A 19,277-nucleotide genomic window follows, 5' to 3' on the forward strand; every position below is an offset into this window, starting at 1 on the left:
CGGTTCGAGGGCAAGCGGCTGGCTCCGGTCCCCGAGGCGGTCTGGAGCGAGATCCTGGCGGAGCAGGGCGCGGCGACCTCGTTTCGCTGGGTGGAGCTGGACGACTGAGGTGCTTTGCCCGGGCGCCCCCGGCCCGGGCAAAGCCGCAACACCGCGCGGGGGGAGAGGAGGACCGGCATGGGATTGACGCTCACGTCCGAGGCGTTCGCCCACCAGGGAGACATCCCCGTGCGCTACACCTGCGAAGGGGAAGACCTCTCGGTGCCCCTGGCCTGGTCCGGCGTTCCCGAGGGCACCCGCAGCCTTGCGCTGATCGTGGACGATCCCGACGCCCCCGACCCCAGGGCTCCCAAGATGACCTGGGTCCATTGGGTGCTCTATAACCTCCCCCCCGCCGCCGGGAGCCTGCCCGAGGCAGTGACGAAGCTCCCGCCCGGCACCCGGGAGGGGCGCAACGACTGGAAGCGCACGGGCTACGGCGGGCCCTGCCCGCCCATCGGCCGCCACCGGTACTTCCACAAGCTCTACGCCCTGGACGAGGTCCTCCCCGACCTGGGCACCCCCACCAAGGCCCAGCTGGAGAAGGCCATGGAGGGCAAGGTGCTCGCCCGCGCAGAGCTGGTGGGTACGTACCGGAAGCAGAAGTAACCCAGGCCCGCCGCTTCGTTTCTCCCTGACCCGGTTTCCATCGGTATCGGGATCGGTATCGGTATCGACGGCGTTCGGAATTCCGATACCGATACCGATACCGATACCGATGTGGAGGGCGGAGGGCGGACCCGGCGGGCCCGCTCGGTCTATCCGCGCCTTGGCTGCCCCCCGCCCCTAACGGGCCCCTCCGGACCCACCACGGCCCCGGAGTCCGTCACCCCGCAGCCACTCTCCCCGGGCACCGTTTCCTAAAGAGCCGGCCTGCGTGGGCCGATCTAAGGGCACGACCGCACGCCGCACTCTCCCTTTCGCGAGGACGTCCGATGGCACTGGAAGGAACCCTCAACTACATGGACATCTCCCACCTCCTCCAGGTGGTGGGGACGTCCGAGAAATCCGGCGTCCTCGAGATCCGTTGGCAGGAGCGGGAGGCCCGCCTGTACTTCCAGCAGGGGCGCCTCCTGCGCGCAGAGTCCAACCGGATCCGGGAGGGGATCGGGACCTTGCTCGTGCGTGGAGGGCTCCTCGCGCCCGAGGATCTGGACCGGGCTCTCGAGCGCCAGAGGAACCAGGGGGGCGTGCCCCGGCTGGGAGTGCTCCTCTGCGATGCCTTCGGGGTGCGGCCGGAGGACATCGCGCGCCTGCTCCTGGAGCAGTCCCGGCAGATCGTGTACGACGTGTTCTCCTGGCCGGGCGGTCGATTCCGGTTCCAATTCCGCGTGCCGGACGAAGCCCTCGACCGCTTCCACCACGACGCCGTGGAGTTCATCCGGAAGGTGGGCGTGGAAGCCGGGCTCCTGGCTCGGGAGGGAGCCGCGCAGGAGCGCTCGGGCGAGGGACGGTGCCCCATCCTGCTCCTGCTCGCCGACGCGGAGCTCGGGGACCGGTGCAGGGCCCAGTGGAGGGAAGGGGGACACCGGGTCACCCGGTGCGAGCGGGTCGAGGAGGTGGTGGACCTCCTGGGGGCCTCCGCGGGAGGCCCCGCGCCCATCGTCGTTGCAGAAGACGGGGGCAGGGCCGTCCTGGACGCCCTGCGCGGTGCCCGAGCGGACGCCCCGGTGGTGCTCCTGGTGCCGGGAGGGGACACGCCGCCGGAAGACAGGGGACAGGGCAGCCTGGCCCGGGTGACGCTTCCCACCCCCGGCGAGCGGGCGGCACCGGGCGGAGACGCGCGGCGGGAGACGTTTCTTGCCGCCGTGCGCGCGGCGGTATCGGCCATGGAGGGGTCCGCGGGAGCGGAACCTGGCAGATGAGCCGCGCCGACGACGCCGGCATCCGCGAATTCCTGGCGGAGGCCGACGAGATCCTCGAACGGGTTACGGAGGGGCTCCTCTCCCTGGAGGCGTCGGCCGCCGGCGGGGACCCGGACCCCGAGGTGATCAACGCCATCTTCCGGGGCGCCCACAGCCTCAAGGGGCTCTCGGGCATGCTGGGCCTGGCCCAGATGACCGACCTCTCCCACAAGATGGAGTCCCTCCTCGACGCCCTGCGCATGGGGCAGGCGGCGTGCAGCCGGGAGGTGGTGGACCTGCTCCTGGCCGGGGTGGACCTCCTCAAGGGGCTGTGCGGCCGCCTGGCCGCGGGCCACTCCCCGGAAGACCCTCGCGTAGCGCCCTTCGTGGAGCAGCTCCTGGGAGCGGCCCGGGGGGAGGGCGGCGCCGGCGGCCCCAACGACCTGGCGGAGCTGGGTCTGGCTCCCGAAGCCATCCAGGTGCTCAGCGAGTACGAGGTGCACCGCCTGCGGGAGACCCTGAAGGATTCCCGGCGCACCCTGTGTCGCGTTGTGGTCGGCTTCCCCATCGAGAGCTTCGACACCGGCCTCGAGGCCCTCAACGCGGCCCTCAAGGAGCGCGGGGAGATCATCTCCACGCTCCCCTCGGCCGGGGCCGTTGCCGACGACCGCCTGGACTTCGAGCTCCTGGTGGGCACCAAGGAGGGAATCGAGGCCGTACGAAGCGCCTGCGCGCCCCACGGCGCCCGGGTCGAGGCGCTGGGGGGAGGCAGGCCGCCTGGGGGGCCCGAGCCCGCTGCCCGTGAGCCGGCGGCCCCGAAACCGCCCGAGGAACAGGGCTCCGGCGGTGCGGCGGCCGACGGCGAACTGCGAAGCCTGAGCCAGACGATCCGGGTGGATCTGGCCAAGCTCGACGCGTTGATGAACCTGGTGGGGGAGCTGGTTCTCACCAAGGGGCGCATCCAGATCGTGGGGACCCAACTCCGGGAGCGACTGGGCTTCAGCGGCGAGGCGTTGGAGCTCTCCAAGGTGCACAAGGAGTTCGAGCGGCGCCTCTCCGAGCTCCAGCAGTCGGTCATGGACGTGCGGATGGTGCCCCTGGGCCAGCTCTTCTCCAAGCTCCACCGGGTCATGCGCCGTATCCTCCAGGAGTCGGGCAAGGAAGTCGACTTGGAGATCACCGGTGCGGAAACCGAGCTCGACAAGCTCATCGTCGAGGACCTGAGCGATCCCCTCGTCCACGTCGTCCGCAACGCGGTCGACCACGGCATCGAGCCCGCCGAAGACCGGGAGGCCTCGGGCAAGGCGCGCCGGGGCAAGATCCGCATCGACGCCCAACAGCGGGGAAACCACGTTGCCATCACGGTCTCCGACGACGGCCGGGGCCTCTCCCGGGAGAAGATCCGCCGCAAGGCCGAAGAGCGGGGACTGGTGGCCGCCGGGGCGGCCCTGGACGACCGGGAGCTCTTCGACCTGGTCTTCCTGCCGGGCTTTTCCACCAAGGAGGAGGTCACCGAGCTCTCGGGCCGCGGGGTGGGGATGGACGTGCTGCGCAAGAACGTCTCCCGTCTGTCGGGGCTCATCGAGCTGGGGAGCGAAGCGGGGCACGGCACCTCGGTCACGATCTCCCTGCCCATCACCCTGGCCATCATCCAGGCCCTCCTGGTGCGCGTGGAGCAGCAGACCTACGCGATCCCCCTGAGCAGCGTGCTCGAGACCCTGGCGCTGGAAGCCGGGCAGGTGAAGGTGCTCGAGGGCAAACCCGTGCTTCGCCTCAGGGACCACACCCTGCCGCTGGTGCGGGTGGACGCGGTCCTGGGGGCCAACGGGCACCGGGAGCTGCCGGCCTACGCCGTGGTCGTGGGGGTGGCCGAGAAGCGGGTCGCCTTCGCCGTGGACGATCTGCTCACCCAGCAGGACGTGGTGATCAAGAGCCTGGGACGGCGGCTCCGGGCCATCCGGGGGCTGGCCGGCGCCACCGACCTGGGCGACCAGCGCACGGTGCTCGTGCTCGACGTGGCGGCCCTGATGGAAGACGTGTTCCAGGGGAGGTGACGAGATCGTGAGCCCGACCCAATTCCCCGACGCGGCACGCTGGCGCCGGGAGCTCCTGGAGACGCTGCGGACCGATGCGGCAGACCCGGAAGGTGATGGCGCCGGGAGGCGTCCGGCCGGCTCGGACCGCCTCGAGGCCCTGGCCTTCGAGGTGGCGGGAGAGACCTACGCGCTGCCCCTCGATGCGGTCACCGAGATCGTCCTGCCCCGCCCCATCACGCCCTTGCCCCGCACCCCAGCGTTCGTGCTCGGGGTGATGAGCCTGCGGGGGGCCGTCATCCCGGTGCTGGGGCTGGCGAGAAGGCTCGGCCTTCCCGAGGAGGAGTCCTCCCGGGGTGCCCGCATCCTGGTCCTCAAGGACGGCGAGGAGAGGATGGGCTGCCGCATCGACCGGGTCCAGGGAGTGCTGCGGTTCCGACGGGAGGAGTTGGAGAAGCCCTGCGTCGCGGCGGGGGTGGACCCGCGCTTTCTCGCGTGGCTCGGGTACGACCGTCTGGGCAATCTGGTGGCGCTGCTCGACGCACAGCGCCTCTGCGACTTCGAGCTGCCCCCCCCATGAGCGCACCGGCCCTCCAACTGCTGTGCTTTCGCCTTGGGGAGCGCTACTTTGCGGTCGACATCGGGTGTATCCGGGAACTGCTGCGCTCCCACGCCGTCACCGCCGTCCCCGGTGCTCCGGCCCACCTTGCGGGGGTGCTCAACCTGCGGGGCGAGCTCGTCACGGTCTACAACCTGCACCGCGTACTGCTGGGGCAGGACGCTGCGGAGGAGACCGAGGACAGCCGCCTGGTGGTGGTGCGGGCCCGGGGACAGAAGGCTGCGCTCCGGGTCGACCAGGTGGTGGACGTGATGTTGGTGGATGCCGACGAGCTCACTCCCGTCTCGGGAACTCCCCCCGGGGAGGCCGCCGTGGTCGCCGCGTTTCGCCGTCCGCTGGAGCCCGGGGAGGACCAGGTCGTCCTCCTGGTGCGCCTGCCCCCGTTCTTTGCCGACCACGCTCCCTCGGCCCCGGGCGGTGTGCCGTGAGTCCGGGGGCGCGCCGATGGGTGGGATGGCTCGGGTGCGGGGCGCTGGCCGCGGGCGCGGCGCTCTTGGGCACGCTGTGGGGTTCCCTCCTGGGTGTCCCGGCGGCCGCTGCGGCGGGGGCCGGGGCAGGGTTCTGGTTCCTGCGGCGGCAGGAGCGGCGGCTCGCAGAGGCGGCAGCCCGGTGGGAGGCAAACATCGACGGGGTCCTCCAAGGGAAGCCGGCCGATGCCGCCGTCCCCCTGGCGGTTCGCGTGGAAGAGCGCCTTGCGGCGGCCCGGGCACGAGCCCAGGAAGCGGGGCGGGAGCTGGAAGAGGCCCGGGCCCGGGCGGACCGGTTTGGGAGCGAAGCCGCCGCGTTCCGAGCCGCCCTCGGCGAGCGGGCCCAGGAGGTCCTGGCCGAAGAGCGCGCCGCGGGAGAGCCGGAGGACGAAGGGGTGGCCGAGCTCACGGCGGCCGCCGCCGACGTGGAGGCCCACCTCTCGGAGGCGCGAAGCGAGCTGCACGGCCTGGCGGCGGCGGGGCGCGCCGTGGCGGAGGGGGTGGCGGGAGCGGGAGCAGGGGGCGAGCCGAGCCCGGAGGCGGCGGCCGACCCCAACGGCCCATGGCAGACGGCGGTGCGGCTGCTGGAGGAGTCGCTGGAAGCCGTGGACGCCCTCGCGACCCAAGGGGCCGGGGCGGGTGAGCGCGCCCGCCATGCCCTCTCCGGCGCCGAGAGACAGCAGGCGCAGCTGCGCCTGGGCCTGGAGGGGCTGGCCCGCTTTACGGCGGGCTCCAACGAGGCCGTGGGAGCCGTGCAGCGCCTCGGGGAGAGGATTGGCGCCATCGGGGCGATCCTGACCGTAATCGAAGATGTCACCGAGCAGACCAACCTGCTCGCCCTCAACGCCGCCATCATCGCCGCCCAGGCCGGAGAGCACGGGCGGGGGTTCGGGGTGGTGGCCGAGGAGATCCGCGACCTGGCGGAGCGCACGGCCGAGTCGACCAAGGAGATCGGAGGCGTCATCGCGGCGCTCCAGAGCGAGTCGGTCCGGGCCGTCTCCCTCATCGAAGCGGGGGCGGCGAAGCTCGAGGCCGGGTTCGCGGCGGTGGGAGGGGTGGCCGGGGGCCTCGACGAACCCCTGGAGTCCCTCCGGTCGTCGGTGGCGGGGATCGGGGCCCTCGTGTCGGCGGCCGAGGCGGCAGCGGTGCGCACGCGGGACGTGGCCCGAAGGGTCGAGGCGGCAGGGCCCCGCCAGGGGCCGCGCCGGGGGCCGGCGCCCGTCGACCCCGGCCGGGCAGCGCTTCGGGAGCAGGCCCGCGAGCTGGCTTCGGCGGCAGAACGCCTCGGAAACGGTCTCGACGAGCAGGTGCGGCTCGCAGGGCGCCTGCGGCAGGCCATCCTGCGCTTCGAGGCGCGGCGGCCCGCTGCCGAGGCCCGTCAGAGGGCCTGCGAGCGGCTGCTGCGGTTTGCCCAAAGCGTGCGGACCTCCTGCCGAGAGTCGCGGTGAAGACCCTCCGAAGTCGCGTGCTGGGGATCGCCGCCCGGAGTCTCTCGGCGTGGGTCGTGCGGCCCCTGGATGCCCTGCGGCTCAGGGCCGAGGCCTTGGGGCGGGGGAAGCCGCCCGGCCCCCTCCCGAGGGGCACCGGAGATGAGGTGGCGCGCGTGGCGGGGGCGCTCGAAGGGGAGAGCGCCGAGGAACGCAGACGGTGCGGCGACCAGCGAGAGCTCGCCGAGCGCCTGCGCTCCCGCAGCTCCCAGGGTGCGGGGGCCCTGGGGCAACTGCGCCGGGGGGCGGCTCGCGTGGGAGAGTGCGTGGGGACCATCCGGGGGGCGGCGGGCGAGCTCGACCGCTCGCTTGGCGCGATGGGAGCGAACCTGACCGCGATTGCGTCCTCCACCAGCGACAACTCCGCCAGCCTCATCGAGCTCTCCGCCAGCGTCGAAGAGGTGGCCCGAAGCTCGGACTATCTCGCCCAGCATGTGGCCACCACCGCGGCCTCGGTGGACCAGATGGTCGCGTCGGTGGTGGAGGTGGGAGATCGGGTGGAGGTCCTGGCCGGCGAAACGGATGCCACCGCCAACGCCGTGGCCCAGATCGGCGACTCCACGCGCGAGATCGAGCAAAGCGCCCGCGAGGGCGTGCAGTTGAGCGGCCGGCTGGGGGAGGCGGCCGGGGAGGGGAGCGCGGCCGTGCAGGAGACCCTGGAGGGCATCCACGCCTCCTACGCCGCCATCCAGGAGACCGCCCGGGCCATGGGGGATCTGGCGGAAGCCTCCCAGGCCATCGGCGGGGTGGTGAAGATCATCAACGAGATCAACGACCGCACCAAGCTCCTGGCCCTCAACGCGGCCATCATCGCGGCCCAGGCGGGCGAGCACGGCAAGAGCTTCGCCGTGGTGGCCCACGAGATCAAGAACCTCTCGGACCGCACCGCGGCCAGCACCGGCGAGATCGCGCGGCTCAACCGGGGCATCGGCCAGCGCATGGAGGCCGCCGCCCAGGCGACGGCCAAGGGGGAGGAAGCCACCGCCGGGAGCGTGGTGCTCGCGGAGCGGGCGGGGCACGCCCTCGAGCGCATCCTGGCCACGGCCCGCCTCTCCCACGATCGGTCCCAGAGCATCCTGCGCGCGACGGAGCAGCAGACGCGGGACAGCGAGCGGGTGATGACGTCGGTGCAGCAGGTGGCCGCCCTGGTGGGCCACATCCGCAACGCGGCCCAGGAGCACCGGGTCACGGGAGAGAAGGTGCGCGCGGGCGCGGAGGAGATGCGCACCCTCACCGGCCACGTGCGGATCGCCACCGCGGAGCAGGCCGAGGTGAGCCGCTACCTTTCCGAGGCCATCGCAGCGGTGGACCACAATCTCAAGGCCGAGCTCGCCGCGCTTCGGGCGGGGCGCGAGGACGCGGGGGCGATCCAGGAGCACCTGACGCGCCTTCGCGAGGAGAACGGCGGGCAGGAGGACGGCATGCGCGCCCTGGAGGCGCTCTGTGCCGAACTGCAGGAGGGAGCCGGAGCGCTGGGCGCCCGGGCCGCACCGCGCGCCGGCGGGGGCGGGGCCGGGTGATGGAGGGCGGCACGGCACCAGTGGGGGCGGGGGCGCGCGTCCTGGTGGTGGACGACAGCCCCTATGCCCGCCAGGTCCTGCGGCGCGTCCTCGAGGCCGATCCCCTCGTGGGCTGCGTCCAGGGTGTGGCCAACGGCCAGGTGGCCCTTCAAAGTGCCCTGAAGTCTCCACCCGACCTCGTCACCCTCGACCTCGAAATGCCCGTCATGGACGGATTCACCTTCCTGCGCCTCTTCCGGCGCCGCTGCGCGGCTCCCGTGCTGGTGGTGAGCTCCCACGCGGACCTGTGCAACGTGGAGCGTGCCCTGGAGCTGGGGGCCTCGGGGTTCGTGTCGAAGCCCGAGAATCCCTATCGGGATCTGGAGGTCATTGCCGCCGAGCTTCGACTGAAGCTGCGGCAACTCTGGCTGCCCACCGCCGCTTCCGCCCCGGGGGAGGCCGGGTGGATCGCCGCGGAGGGGAGCTCGCTTGGCGTGTCTCTCCGGCGGGGCTTCCCGGTGGTGGTGATCGGCTCCTCCTCGGGCGGCCCGCCCACACTCCAGTACTTCCTGAGCGGTCTTCCCCGGTCCCCTCGGGCGGCAGTGCTGGTGGCCCAGCACATGCCCGCCGGCTTCACCGAGGCCTTCGCCCGCCGCCTGGACACCCTGCTGTCGGTCACCGTCCGGGAGGCGGAGGCGGGAGACCCGGTGTGCCCGGGTGAGGTGCTGGTGGCGCCGGGCGGAAGCCACCTGGTCGTGCGGGGAGAGGGGGACGCCGCCTTCCTGGACCTCGTCCCGGCCGTGGGCGAGAACTGCGCCCCGAGCGTGGACCGGCTCTTCGAGAGCGCGGCCCAGGCGTTCGGTCCCCGCCTCACCGCCGTGGTGCTCACGGGGATGGGCAGGGACGGTTCCCAGGGGGTGCGCAGGGTCAAGGAGGCAGGCGGAGAGGTCCTGGCCGAGTCGGAAGAGACCGCCGCGATCTACGGCATGCCCAAGCAGGCCGCGGCCACCGGGTGCGTGGACCGCCTGCTGCCCCTGCCCGAGCTGGCGGTGCACCTGATGCGCCTGTGGGGGGAGGGGAGCCCCGAAGCGGCGGCGGATCAGACGCCGGCCCGGGAGGCTCCGGAGCGCGAGGCGGCGGGGTCCAGGGGCAGGGCCGAGAGCCCCACGCCGCGCGCCTGCACCAGCACCTGGAAGGCTTCGCCCATTCCTTGACCGGGGAGGAGTAGCGGGGCCGCGGCCCGTCGGGCCTCCCACGCGGCCGTCTCGTCGAGCCCGTCTCGTTCGAGTGCCTCCAGGTCCTCCAGGAGCCCCGAGGCGAAGAGGAAGTCCCTCAGGTGAAGCAAGGGGGCGGCCTCCAGGCCGAGCTCCTCACCGTCGCGGCGCAAGGACGTGAAGTCCACGTGGGCGGTGAGGTCCTGCCCTCCGGGGTCCTCCAGGAGGTCCACCACGGCGCGATGGGCCCGGTAGGCCAGCGCGGTGCCCCGGGGGCGGCGGGGACCATAGAGGCGCGCGGCCTCGTCTCCGTAGTCGATGGTGAGGACCACTCCTCGGGCCAGGGCGGAGCTCACCCCGGCGAGCCAGCTCCTCGCCTGGAGGTTCACCTCCGCCTCGCACCCCTCTGGAAGCGCCACTCCCCCCGCCTCCCAGCGAGCCCACCGGGCCGCGAGCTCGGGCCGGCTCGGAGGCAGGAGGACCTCGCGCAGGCGGGGGGTCTCCTGTGGGTTCTTGCCTGCCTCTTCCAGCGCCACGTGGATCTCGAGGAGAGCTTCTTGCCGGCGAACCAGCCGGTGCACCGGAAAGGCGTCCAGGAGCTCGTTGGAGAGGTAGATCCCCTGCACCGGGGCCGGGGGCGGCCACGGGGAGAGCCGGTCCCGGTGGGGGGCCCACAGGAGGGCCTGGCGCTCCCGCAGCGCCGGGCTCGCCTCATCGGGGGCGTAGCGCAGGCGGCGGTACAGGTGGGGAGCGGTCTCCCGGAGGCAGTCCAGGAGGTCCCGGGCCAGACGCCCCTCCCCGGGCCCGCCTTCCGCCAGCACGAAGGGATCCGGCTGCCCCAGCGCCTGGTCCACCCGCCGTACGAAGCGGGCGAGGCAGCGGGCGAAGAGCCCCGTCAGGTGGGGCGCCGTGGTGAAGTCGCCCCGGTCGTCCCCCACCCGCACCCGGCCCGAGCTGTAGTAGCCGTGCTCCGGGTGGTACAGGGCCCACTCCATGAAGGTGGCGAACGGCACGGGGCCCCGCTCCGCGATGCGGTCCGCGATCCAGCGCAAGAGGGGTTGGTCCACGCAGACGGCTCCCGGAGGGTAGGGGTGCGGGGAGCGAGTCTCCGGCAAATCCCCTGGGGATGCAAGATGCCGGGACCTCACCGGGCACCGCCACCTGGGTGGTGAGCGGGATCCGGGAGCCCCTGCGCTTCGCCCGCAATTCGCGCCAGTTGGACGAAGGACCTTTCGCGAAACCGGTGCGCCCGGCTTCACCGCTGTTCCCAAGTTGTGGCGGATCGGTCGATGCGATACGGGGCCAGGCTCCGGGGCTCCCGGATCCCGCCCCGAGATGAGGTGCCTGTTCCTGGGCTTCCTGGCAACTGGTTGGGGGATTGCGTGGACCGCCCGGACGGATTCGGTTACCTTTCTGCCCGAACCCTTCGCTCGCAGAGGCATGCCCCATGTTTCCACCCCCCATCGCACGTCTCCTTCGGGAGCTCCAGAAGCTGCCCGGGGTGGGCGAGAAGACCGCCGTGCGGTTCGCCCTCCACGTCTTGCGGGCGCCCCCGGAAAATGCCGCCGCCCTGGCCCGGGCGCTCACCGACGTGGTGGAGAAGATCCGCCCGTGCTCCGTGTGCTTCCAGCTCACCGAGGCCGATCCCTGCGAGGTCTGTACCTCGCCGCGGCGCAACCGGCGCCTGCTCTGCGTGGTGGAGGACCAGGCGAGTCTCATGGCCGTGGAGCGCACGCGTTCCTACTTCGGCCAGTACCACGTGCTGGGCGGCCACCTCTCCCCCATGGAAGGGGTGGGCCCGGGGGACCTGCACATCCGGGAGCTCCTCGACCGGGTGCGGGAGCAGGGGGTGGAAGAGGTGATCCTGGCCACCAACCCCGACGTGGAGGGCGACGCCACAGCCCTCTACATCAAGCAGGCCCTCACCCCCCTGGGCGCCAAGGTGACCCGCATCGCCCGCGGCGTTCCCATGGGCGGAGACCTGGAGTACGCCGACGCCCTGACCCTGGGTCGGGCCCTGGAGGGACGGGGGGCGTACTGAAGGGACGGGATTCGGTCGGTATCCGGCCGGCCGCAGCGGCGGTCGCGGGGTCCGGGTGGGGCGCGTCTTGACGGTGCCGGGCCCCTGCGCTAGACGAAGCACGGCAAACCCCCGACCCGGAGGTGACCATGTCGTTCTCCCTCTCCCCCCTGACCCTGGCGCGCGGCACGCAGGAGGCGCTCCTCCTGCCGCGGATGATGAACCGGCACGGCCTGGTGGCCGGGGCCACCGGCACGGGGAAGACCGTGACCGTGCGCGTGCTGGCCGAGGGATGCAGTGCCCTCGGGGTGCCGGTATTCCTTGCCGACGTGAAGGGCGACCTGTCGGGGCTCGCCCGGGCGGGCGGGGACAACCCCAAGGTGGAGACACGGGTCCGGGAGCTGGGGCTCGGCGGCTTCGCCTACGAAGGCTTCCCCGTGATGTTCTGGGACCTCTTCGGCGAGCGGGGGCACCCCGTGCGCACCACGGTTTCGGAGATGGGGCCGCTGCTCCTGGCCCGGCTCCTCAACTTGAACGAGACCCAGGAGGGCGTGCTGACCGTCGCGTTCCGAATGGCCGACGACGAGGGCCTGCTCCTGCTGGATCTCAAGGATCTGCGGGCCCTGGTGGCCCTCGTGGGGGAGCGGGCGTCGGAGCTGCGCACGCGGTACGGCAACGTCTCCGCGGCGAGCGTCGGGGCGATCCAGCGAGGCCTCCTGGCCTTGGAGGAGCAGGGGGGAGCGCGGTTCTTCGGCGAGCCGGCGCTCGACCTCTTCGACCTGCTCCAGACCGACGCCCGGGGCCGGGGCGTGATCCACCTCCTGGCAGCCCAGCGGCTCATGCAGACCCCCAAACTGTATGCCACCTTCCTCCTCTGGCTCCTCTCGGAGCTCTTCGAGGCCCTGCCCGAGGTGGGCGATCCCGAAAAGCCCCGGATCGTCTTCGTCTTCGACGAGGCCCACCTGCTCTTCGACGAAGCCCCCCCGGCCCTGCGGCAGAAGATCGAGCAGGTGGCCCGACTCATCCGGTCCAAGGGCGTGGGAGTGTACTTCTGCACCCAGAACCCCCTCGACGTCCCCGACGAGGTGCTCGGCCAGCTCGGAAACCGGGTGCAGCATGCCCTGCGGGCCTTCAGCCCCCGGGAGCAGAGGGCGGTCAAGGCCGCCGCCGAGACGTTCCGCCCCAGGCCGGGCCTCGACGTGGCGGGTGCCATCACCCAGCTCGGGGTGGGGGAAGCCCTGATCTCGTTCCTCGACGAGAAAGGCACTCCCGTGCCCGTGGACCGGGCGCTCGTGTATCCGCCCCGGAGCTGCCTCACCCCGCTGTCCGACGCGGAGCGCGCCGAGATCATCCGCAGCTCGACCCTCTACGGCCACTACGAGCGCAGCGTGGACCGCGACTCGGCCTACGAGGTACTGGAGCGCCGCGCGAAAACGGCGCAGGGCGAGCTCCCCGCCGCGGCCCCTTCCACGCGGCCCGCCGCACCCCCCAAGGCAGCCAGGGGAAGAGACAGCTTCGCGGAAGCCTTCGCCAAGAGCGCCGTACGGGCCGTGGGCAGCCAGGTGGGCCGCCAGGTCGTGAGGGGCCTCCTGGGGTCCTTGTTCGGAGGGAGGAGGTAGCTCGCTTTCCCGGAGGCGACGAGGCCAGGTCGCCTGGGCAAGCGCAAGCTCTGCTGGCCGAGGTGGCCTCTCCTCCCCCGGGGGTGAACGGCGCCTCTCCGCCCGGACGGTGGATCCAGGCGGGGGCCCCTGCTTGCAGCGGAGTTCGGGATCGGGTAGAACCAGCGGCACAGATCAACTCGCCAACCCATTGGGAAGCGGAGGCGCGCCATGAGCTCCTATCAATTCATCGAACTGGTCGGAACGAGCACCAAGTCCTGGGAAGACGCGACCCGGCAGGCCATCGACGATGCCAAGGCCATTGGGATGCGCGAGTTGCGGGTGGGGGAGGTCGTGCGCATGGACGTGAAGATGACCGGCGCCCTGATCACCTTCCGGGTGCGCCTCCAGATGTCCTACAAGGTTTCCTCGCTGAAGGAATTCAGCAAGATGGTGCAGGCCAGCGCCGCCGACCCGGGGGAGTGAGAGCGTGTGAAGTAATCGTTGCGAGCAGGCCGCAGTGCAAGGCGCCGGCGAGTGAACGACGGGACATGTCAAGTAGATGGGCGAGGAGCGAGCGAGCCGGCAACGCAGCCATCCGGCCGCGCAGCAGATGGATTCACACGCTCTGAGGCCGGGTGCCGGTTCGACCGACCGATTCCGGGGCCGGACGCACCCGGAGGCCAGCGACCCCGCACGGCGTCGGACCGCACCGAAACTCACGTGAAAAGGGCGTCCTCGCGCCAGTCCGGCTTGGGCCCTGCCCCTCCTGCGCGGCAAATGGCCGCTACGCGCGGGCGAGGTTTCCCACCGTCGTCGTGCGACCAGCAGTGAACTAGGATCCAACGTGTCCCCCCACCCCCATCACCCGAGGATCGGCTGCGTCCTTTTCCCTCGGTCTGCGTCTTCCAGAGTGCGAGAACCAAGCACCTAACCCTGGAGGAGACAGATCATGCGTACCCTGGGAAACGAAGAAATTCGCAAGGCGGTGAGGGAGAACTACGGGAAGGTGGCCCAGGCGGCGGGTGTGGGTGCCGGGTGCGGGTGCGCGCCGGGGGGGGCCGTTGCGTGCTGCGCGCCCCGGACCGCTCCTGCTGCACCGACGGCGCCGGAAGTCGCGGCGGTCCTCGGGTATTCGGCCGAGGACGTCCATGCCGCGCCGCCGGAGAGCAACCTGGGGCTGGGCTGCGGCAATCCCCACGCCATCGCCGGGCTCAAGGCCGGCGAGACCGTCCTGGATCTGGGGAGCGGGGCGGGTTTCGACTGCTTCCTCGCGGCCCGGGCCGTCGGGGCGGGCGGCCGGGTGATCGGCGTAGACATGACGCCCGAGATGGTGGCGAAGGCCCGGGCCAACGCGCGCCAGGCGAAGGCCGCCAACGTGGAGTTTCGCCTGGGCGAGATCGAGGCCCTGCCGGTGGCCGACGCCTCGGTGGACGTCATCCTCTCCAACTGCGTCATCAACCTCTCTCCCGAAAAGGACAAGGTCTTTCGAGAGGCCTTCCGCGTCCTCCGAAACGGGGGGAGACTGGCGGTGTCGGACATCGTGGCCCTGGCCGAGCTTCCCCCGGCCCTGCGGGAGGACGTGGGTCTGCTCACGGGCTGCGTCGCGGGAGCCTCCACGGTGGACGAGGTGACGCGCCTCCTGGCGGAGGCGGGGTTCGAGAGCATCCGCGTCACACCGCGGGCCGAGAGCCGGGCGCTCGTGGAGGCTTGGCTGCCCGGGAGGAAGATCGAGGACTCCATCACCTCGGCGACCATCGAGGCGGTGAAACCGTAGGAAGGGCCCATGGACATCGAACCGATCTGGCGAGAGTACCACGCGCGGCTCGCCGGTTTCGTGGCCCGGCGGGTGCGCGACCCGGCGACGGCGCAAGACATCGTGCAGGACGTGTTCCTGAAGACCCAGGAGAAGCTCGGGGACCTGCGCTCCCGGGAGAAGCTCGGGGGGTGGCTCTTTCGGATCGCGCGAAACGCCATCGTGGATCACTACCGCGCCTGGAGGCCGGAGGAGGCTCTGCCGGCGGAGCTCGCGGCACCGAGCGCCGAGGACGACGAGCAGGCTCGCCGGGACATCGGCGCCTGCCTGATCCCCATGGTGGAGAGCCTCCCCCCCGCCTATCGCGAGGCCGTGGTTTTGTCCGAGCTCCGGGGAAGGCCCCAGAAGGAGATCGCCCAGCGGCTGGGCCTGTCCCTTTCCGGGGGGAAGTCGCGCGTCCAGCGGGGCCGGGCCCTCCTGAAGGAGAGGTTGCTGGCGTGCTGCCGGATCGAGCTCGACGGCCGGGGCCGGGCGATCGACTACGAGGTCCGGGACGGCGGCCGGTGCGGCTGTCGGGAAGAGAGCCGGGGTACGGGCGCCCCCGGGGCCGGCACGCTGCCGGGCGGGGGCGCTCGGCTCGGTCAGCCCAGGCCCAGGAGCACGAGGCTCAGCCAGGGCCAGTAGGTGAGGACGAGGATCGCCGCGAGCAGCAGGAAGAAGAAGGGCAGGGTGGCCCGGTAGAGCTCGAGGACGGGCTTTTCGAAGCGGTAGCTCGCGATGAAGAGGTTCATCCCCACGGGCGGGGTGAAGTAGCCGATCTGCATGTTGGCGAGGAAGACGATCCCCAGGTGCACGGGGTGGATGTCGTACCCCAGGGCCACCGGCAGGATGATGGGGATCACGATCACCAGGGCGGAGAAGATGTCGAGCATGGTGCCGAGCACCAGGAGGAAGAGGTTCAGGAGCACGAGAAACGCCAGCCGGCTGTCCACGTGGGCGCGGATCGCCTCGAAGAGCCGCGTGGGCACCTCGGCGTCGATCATGTAGTTGGTGCTCGCCAGCGACGCCCCCAGAATCAGGAGCACCCCCCCCACCAGCACCATCGACTCGCGCATCACGGCGGGGAGCCGGGCGAGGGGAATCTCCCGGCGGATCCCCACCTCCACCACCAGCACGTACAGCGCGGTGACCGCCGCCGCCTCCGAGACCGCGAAGGTCCCGCTGTAGATGCCCCCCAGGACGAGAAGCGGCAGGGGGATCTCCCAGGCGGAATCCCGCAGGCTCGCCAGGGCCTCGCGCCACGAAAACTTCTGGGGCGGGCGGTCCCGGTTGCGCCCGACCCACGCGCTCCACCCCGAGAGGAGCGCCAGCATCAGGAGCCCGGGCAAGAGACCCGCCCGAAAGAGGTCGTCGATCCGCACCGGGGTTCCCACTCCCAGTTGCTGGGCCACCACCCCGTAGAGGATGAGGGGAAGCGACGGGGCAAACAGGAGCCCCAGACTCCCGGAGGTGGTCACCAGCCCCAGGCTGAAGCGCTCCGGGTAGCCCGCCTCCCGCAGGGCCGGGTAGAGGAGCGAGCCCAGCGCCACGATGGTCACCCCCGAGGCCCCCGTAAAGGCCGTAAAGAGGGCGCACGCCACGAGGGCGACCATGGCGAGCCCCCCGGGGAGCCAGCCGAGCAGCGCGTTGGTGATCCGCACGAGGCGGCGGGGCGCCTGGCTCTCCCCCAGGAGGTATCCGGCGAAGGTGAAGAGCGGGATGGCGAGCAACACTGGCATCTCCGCCAGGCGGTAGATCTCGATGGCCACCACCGAGAGGTCCACCCCCGCCCGGGAAAAACCCAGGAGGGCGCCCCCCGCGATCACCGCGAAGAGAGGCGCCCCCAGGAGGGCCGCGCCCAGCAGCAGGAGGCCGGCGACGATCATTCGGGCTTCCGGAGGGGCGTCCCGGGGGGCTTCCCCCCGCGCCCTCCCTGCGCGGCGCGCCGAACCTGCACCGCGCACAGGACGCCGTAGCGCAGGGAGATGAGGGCAAACGCCAGGGGGACCACCGCCTCCACCGCCCAGGCCGGGAGCCCGCCGAACGCGGTGGTGCCGGCGGCGTAGTCCGAGGCGACGAAGCGCACGGCGTGGTAGGCGACCACCGCCGAGACCCCCGCGGTGAAGAGGCTCGTGACGGGACGGGTCCAGCCCTTCAGGTGGGCGGGCAGGAGGCGGGAGGCGAAGTCGATGGCGATGTGCCGGTCCTCCCGGCTGGCCACCACCGCACCCAGGAGCCCGACCCACAGCACCAGGGCCCGCAGGAGGGGGTCCGCCCAGAAGAGGCCGGTCTCGAAGACGTTCCGCAGCAGGATCTGGCCGCCGGCCAGGAGGACCATGACGGCCAGGAGGAGCCCCAGGAGCGCGTCCTCGGTGTACCGCAGGAGCCGGAGCCAGAAGGCGGCGCCGGCCGCGAGCCGCTCAGCCATCCCGGCCGCCCTGCGCCGGCCGGGCGGCGCGATAGGCCTCCAGGTGGCCCCGGATGACCTCGAGGGTCTCCGGGGTGTAGGCCTGCCGGGCCCGAAGCCGCTCCAGGGCTTCGACCGCGATCCCCCGCCAGCGGGCCAGCTCTTCGGGCGACTCGGGGCCCACGAAGGCGATGCCCTGCTGGCGAAGCGCCTCCCGGGCGCCGGCGTTGCCCTGGCGGTTCAAGACGTCGAGCCGGGCCAGCGCCGCGCCCATCTTTTCCAGCACGGCGGCCCGGTCTTCGGGGCGGAGCCGGTCCAGGGCCTTCTGGTCCACCGCCACCACGCCGACCAGGTACAGGAGGGGCACGTCGGTGAAGTACTTGACCCGGGTGTGCCACTGGAACGCGATGGCCGCCGCCGAGGTGGTGGCCACGGTGTCCACGAGGCGGGTCTGGAGCCCGGTGTAGACGTCGGCCAGGGGCAGGGGCACGGGGGAGATGCCCGCCACTTCGAGGGTCACCTGGCTCACCACGTCTCCCTCGGGAACCCACATCTTCTTGCCCCGGAGGTCCTCCACCTTGCGCACGGGGCTCCCGGACAGAACGTGGGCGAAGCCGCCCTCGCTGATGCCCAGGGCCACCATGCCCCCCCGGGCGAGGCCTTCCTTGAGCAGGGGGTCCACCCTCTCCCGCACGTAGTCCACCTCGTCGTAGGAGCGGAAGAGGAACGGCAGGCCGTAGATGGCCGTGTCGCGGTACACCTCGTCGAGGCTCCCGCCCGTGAAGGCGCCGCCCTGGAGCTGGCCGGCCCGGATCTTCCGGAGCACGGTCTTGTCGTTGCCCATCACCGCCCCCGGGTAGAACCGGATCTCCACCCGCCCCTGGGTGGCGGCGGCCACCTCCTCGGCGCCCTTGCGCAGCTCCTGCATCCAGGAGGTCCCTTCCGGGGCCAGGGTGGCGATCTTGAGGGTCTGCTTCTGTGCGGCTGCCGGCGGGGCCAGAGCCAGGGGGGCGACCAGGGCCCCAAGGGCGAAAACGAGCGCGGCCGCGGCGGCGCGGGAGAGGCGTAGCGGGGGCATGGGGGGCTCCCTCCAGGTCAGAAGTAGTCCTCGGCCCCGGCCAGGAGCTCGCGGGCCTGCTCCCGGGCGAGGACGTTGGAGAGGGTGAGGCCCGGCACCCGGGGTTCGGCGTCCAACACCTCGCCGAGGAGCCGGTCGTGGAGCTCCCGGTCGAACACCAGGCGGGCGTAGTGCCGGGCGAAGAGCACCTTGGCCATGAGGTTTCGGCCCTGGGCCAGGGCGTCGGCCCGCTCGAAGTGGCGCCGGCCTTCCTCGGGCCTGCCGCCCAGGCTCTCGGGGCGCAGGGTGGCGAGCACCCCGAGGTAGAGGTGCGCGCCTCCCCGGTCGTAGGCCTCGTCCAGGGCTGCCACCCGGGCCATGGCCGCCTCCACCTTGGGCAGGTCGGCCACCGCCGTCCAGTCGTCCGGGTTGGCCTGCACCCACCCGGCCCAGGCTGCCGCGAAGCCGTAGAGGGCGGGCATGTCGGCGCGCCCGGCGTCGGCGAGCCGGCCCACGAAGTCGTCGAAGGGGGCGGCCGCCGCGGCGCAGAGCTCGGGCCGGCGCAGGCACAGGGCGCGCAGTCCGTAGTCTCGCGCCTTTCCAGCGAGCCGGCGCACCCGGTCCGGGTCGTCCACGAAGGCAGCAGCATAGGCCCCGTAGAGGCGGGCGCCGGCCAAGAGCAGGCTCTCGCTCTCGGGCTCCCCCTCGATGAGCCCGTCGATCATGAGGAGGTAGGCCGGGGCTCCGTCCCGCACCGTCGCCGCGTCGTCCTGGTTCAGGATGGCCGAGGAGACGTTGCCTGCGAGCCGGCCGGTGGCCGAGCTCACGAGGCCTGCGCAGCCCCACAGGAAGGGGAGGGGCAGAAGGAGGGAGAAGGCGAGGGAGAAGAGGCGGCGCATCGATGGGTCCTCGGTCGCGGGTGCGCCAAGGCTACGATCAAACGCGCTCGATTTCAACCGCGGGAGCCGAGCCCTGGGTTGCGCCGGTGTCGCGGATCTACGGGTGAGCGGAGAGCGGGTTCGGGGAGCCCCTCCCCTTCGCCGCGCAATCCGCGACAGTTTGAGGAGGCAGCCCCGGGGGACCCGGTGCGACGAGCGTCGTCCCCGCAGGGAGGGTCGGGCCCCTCGGTCGTTGCGGGGCGCGGCTACGGTCCGGGGCTCCCCGAACCCGCCCCAAGAAGAGGCGGTGGATTTGGGGT

18 protein-coding genes are annotated in these 19,277 nt (G+C 72.1%); 13 read left to right on the forward strand and 5 right to left on the reverse strand.

The features are described from left to right. Positions 1-177 precede the first annotated feature (177 nt). The 8 genes from AB1578_06250 to cheB all read left to right on the forward strand — a co-directional run bounded on the left by AB1578_06250 (position 178) and on the right by cheB (position 9,202). A complete protein-coding gene (locus AB1578_06250) occupies positions 178-648 on the forward strand; it encodes a YbhB/YbcL family Raf kinase inhibitor-like protein (protein ID MEW6487499.1) in 471 nt (156 codons plus the stop codon). 326 nt (positions 649-974) lie between these two features. Continuing rightward, positions 975-1,904, forward strand: coding sequence for a DUF4388 domain-containing protein (locus AB1578_06255; protein MEW6487500.1), 930 nt, complete (start codon positions 975-977; stop codon positions 1,902-1,904). Further along, positions 1,901-3,937, forward strand: a complete 2,037-nt coding sequence (locus AB1578_06260) for a chemotaxis protein CheA (protein MEW6487501.1) — start codon at positions 1,901-1,903, stop codon at positions 3,935-3,937. The genes AB1578_06255 and AB1578_06260 overlap by 4 nt, the downstream gene beginning before the upstream one ends. 7 nt (positions 3,938-3,944) lie before the next feature. Beyond that, positions 3,945-4,496, forward strand: a complete 552-nt coding sequence (locus AB1578_06265; GenBank protein ID MEW6487502.1) for a chemotaxis protein CheW — start codon at positions 3,945-3,947, stop codon at positions 4,494-4,496. Continuing rightward, complete coding sequence (locus AB1578_06270; protein MEW6487503.1) at positions 4,493-4,963, forward strand: chemotaxis protein CheW; 471 nt, start codon at positions 4,493-4,495, stop codon at positions 4,961-4,963. Before AB1578_06265 ends, AB1578_06270 begins: the two co-directional genes overlap by 4 nt. Then, positions 4,960-6,450, forward strand: coding sequence for a methyl-accepting chemotaxis protein (locus tag AB1578_06275; protein ID MEW6487504.1), 1,491 nt, complete (start codon positions 4,960-4,962; stop codon positions 6,448-6,450). The genes AB1578_06270 and AB1578_06275 overlap by 4 nt, the downstream gene beginning before the upstream one ends. Continuing rightward, positions 6,447-8,009 (forward strand): methyl-accepting chemotaxis protein, encoded by a 1,563-nt coding sequence (locus tag AB1578_06280; protein MEW6487505.1) that lies wholly within the window; start codon positions 6,447-6,449, stop codon positions 8,007-8,009. Before AB1578_06275 ends, AB1578_06280 begins: the two co-directional genes overlap by 4 nt. Beyond that, entirely contained in the window at positions 8,009-9,202 is a 1,194-nt protein-coding gene (cheB, locus tag AB1578_06285) for a chemotaxis-specific protein-glutamate methyltransferase CheB (protein MEW6487506.1), read from the forward strand. Before AB1578_06280 ends, cheB begins: the two co-directional genes overlap by 1 nt. Here cheB and AB1578_06290 read toward each other — a convergent pair. Beyond that, positions 9,088-10,269, reverse strand: a complete 1,182-nt coding sequence (locus tag AB1578_06290) for an SAM-dependent methyltransferase (protein ID MEW6487507.1) — start codon at positions 10,267-10,269, stop codon at positions 9,088-9,090. The two genes, cheB and AB1578_06290, sit on opposite strands and share 115 nt — an antisense overlap. 380 nt (positions 10,270-10,649) lie before the next feature. Between AB1578_06290 and recR the strand changes: the two genes are divergently transcribed. From recR to sigZ, 5 genes are all read left to right on the forward strand, one after another. Next, the gene (gene recR, locus AB1578_06295) at positions 10,650-11,243 is read left to right on the forward strand and encodes a recombination mediator RecR (protein MEW6487508.1); all 594 of its coding nucleotides are present in this window, start codon (positions 10,650-10,652) and stop codon (positions 11,241-11,243) included. A 128-nt stretch (positions 11,244-11,371) separates the two neighbouring features. Further along, positions 11,372-12,841, forward strand: coding sequence for a helicase HerA-like domain-containing protein (locus tag AB1578_06300; protein MEW6487509.1), 1,470 nt, complete (start codon positions 11,372-11,374; stop codon positions 12,839-12,841). 210 nt (positions 12,842-13,051) lie between these two features. Next, a complete protein-coding gene (locus AB1578_06305) occupies positions 13,052-13,306 on the forward strand; it encodes a dodecin family protein (protein ID MEW6487510.1) in 255 nt (84 codons plus the stop codon). A gap of 466 nt (positions 13,307-13,772) precedes the next feature. Continuing rightward, positions 13,773-14,597 carry an arsenite methyltransferase gene (locus AB1578_06310; GenBank protein MEW6487511.1) on the forward strand — a complete coding sequence of 275 codons (825 nt, stop codon included), beginning with the start codon at positions 13,773-13,775 and terminating at the stop codon, positions 14,595-14,597. Positions 14,598-14,606: 9 nt separating this feature from the next. After that, complete coding sequence (sigZ, locus tag AB1578_06315) at positions 14,607-15,260, forward strand: RNA polymerase sigma factor SigZ (GenBank protein ID MEW6487512.1); 654 nt, start codon at positions 14,607-14,609, stop codon at positions 15,258-15,260. On the opposite strand, the gene AB1578_06320 is transcribed toward sigZ, so the two are convergent. The 4 genes from AB1578_06320 to AB1578_06335 are packed head-to-tail and all read right to left on the reverse strand — an operon-like array spanning position 15,218 to position 18,978. Then, positions 15,218-16,501, reverse strand: coding sequence for a TRAP transporter large permease subunit (locus AB1578_06320; protein ID MEW6487513.1), 1,284 nt, complete (start codon positions 16,499-16,501; stop codon positions 15,218-15,220). The genes sigZ and AB1578_06320 overlap by 43 nt on opposite strands. Further along, complete coding sequence (locus tag AB1578_06325; protein ID MEW6487514.1) at positions 16,498-17,043, reverse strand: TRAP transporter small permease; 546 nt, start codon at positions 17,041-17,043, stop codon at positions 16,498-16,500. Before AB1578_06325 ends, AB1578_06320 begins: the two co-directional genes overlap by 4 nt. Beyond that, entirely contained in the window at positions 17,036-18,100 is a 1,065-nt protein-coding gene (gene dctP, locus AB1578_06330) for a TRAP transporter substrate-binding protein DctP (GenBank protein ID MEW6487515.1), read from the reverse strand. The genes AB1578_06325 and dctP overlap by 8 nt, the downstream gene beginning before the upstream one ends. Positions 18,101-18,117: 17 nt before the next feature. Then, positions 18,118-18,978: a TRAP transporter TatT component family protein gene (locus tag AB1578_06335; GenBank protein MEW6487516.1), complete on the reverse strand. Its 861-nt coding sequence runs from the start codon at positions 18,976-18,978 to the stop codon at positions 18,118-18,120. Positions 18,979-19,277 lie beyond the last annotated feature (299 nt).

It is taken from the genome of Thermodesulfobacteriota bacterium (assembly GCA_040756475.1).
GTDB lineage: Bacteria > Desulfobacterota > Deferrisomatia > Deferrisomatales > JACRMM01 > JBFLZB01.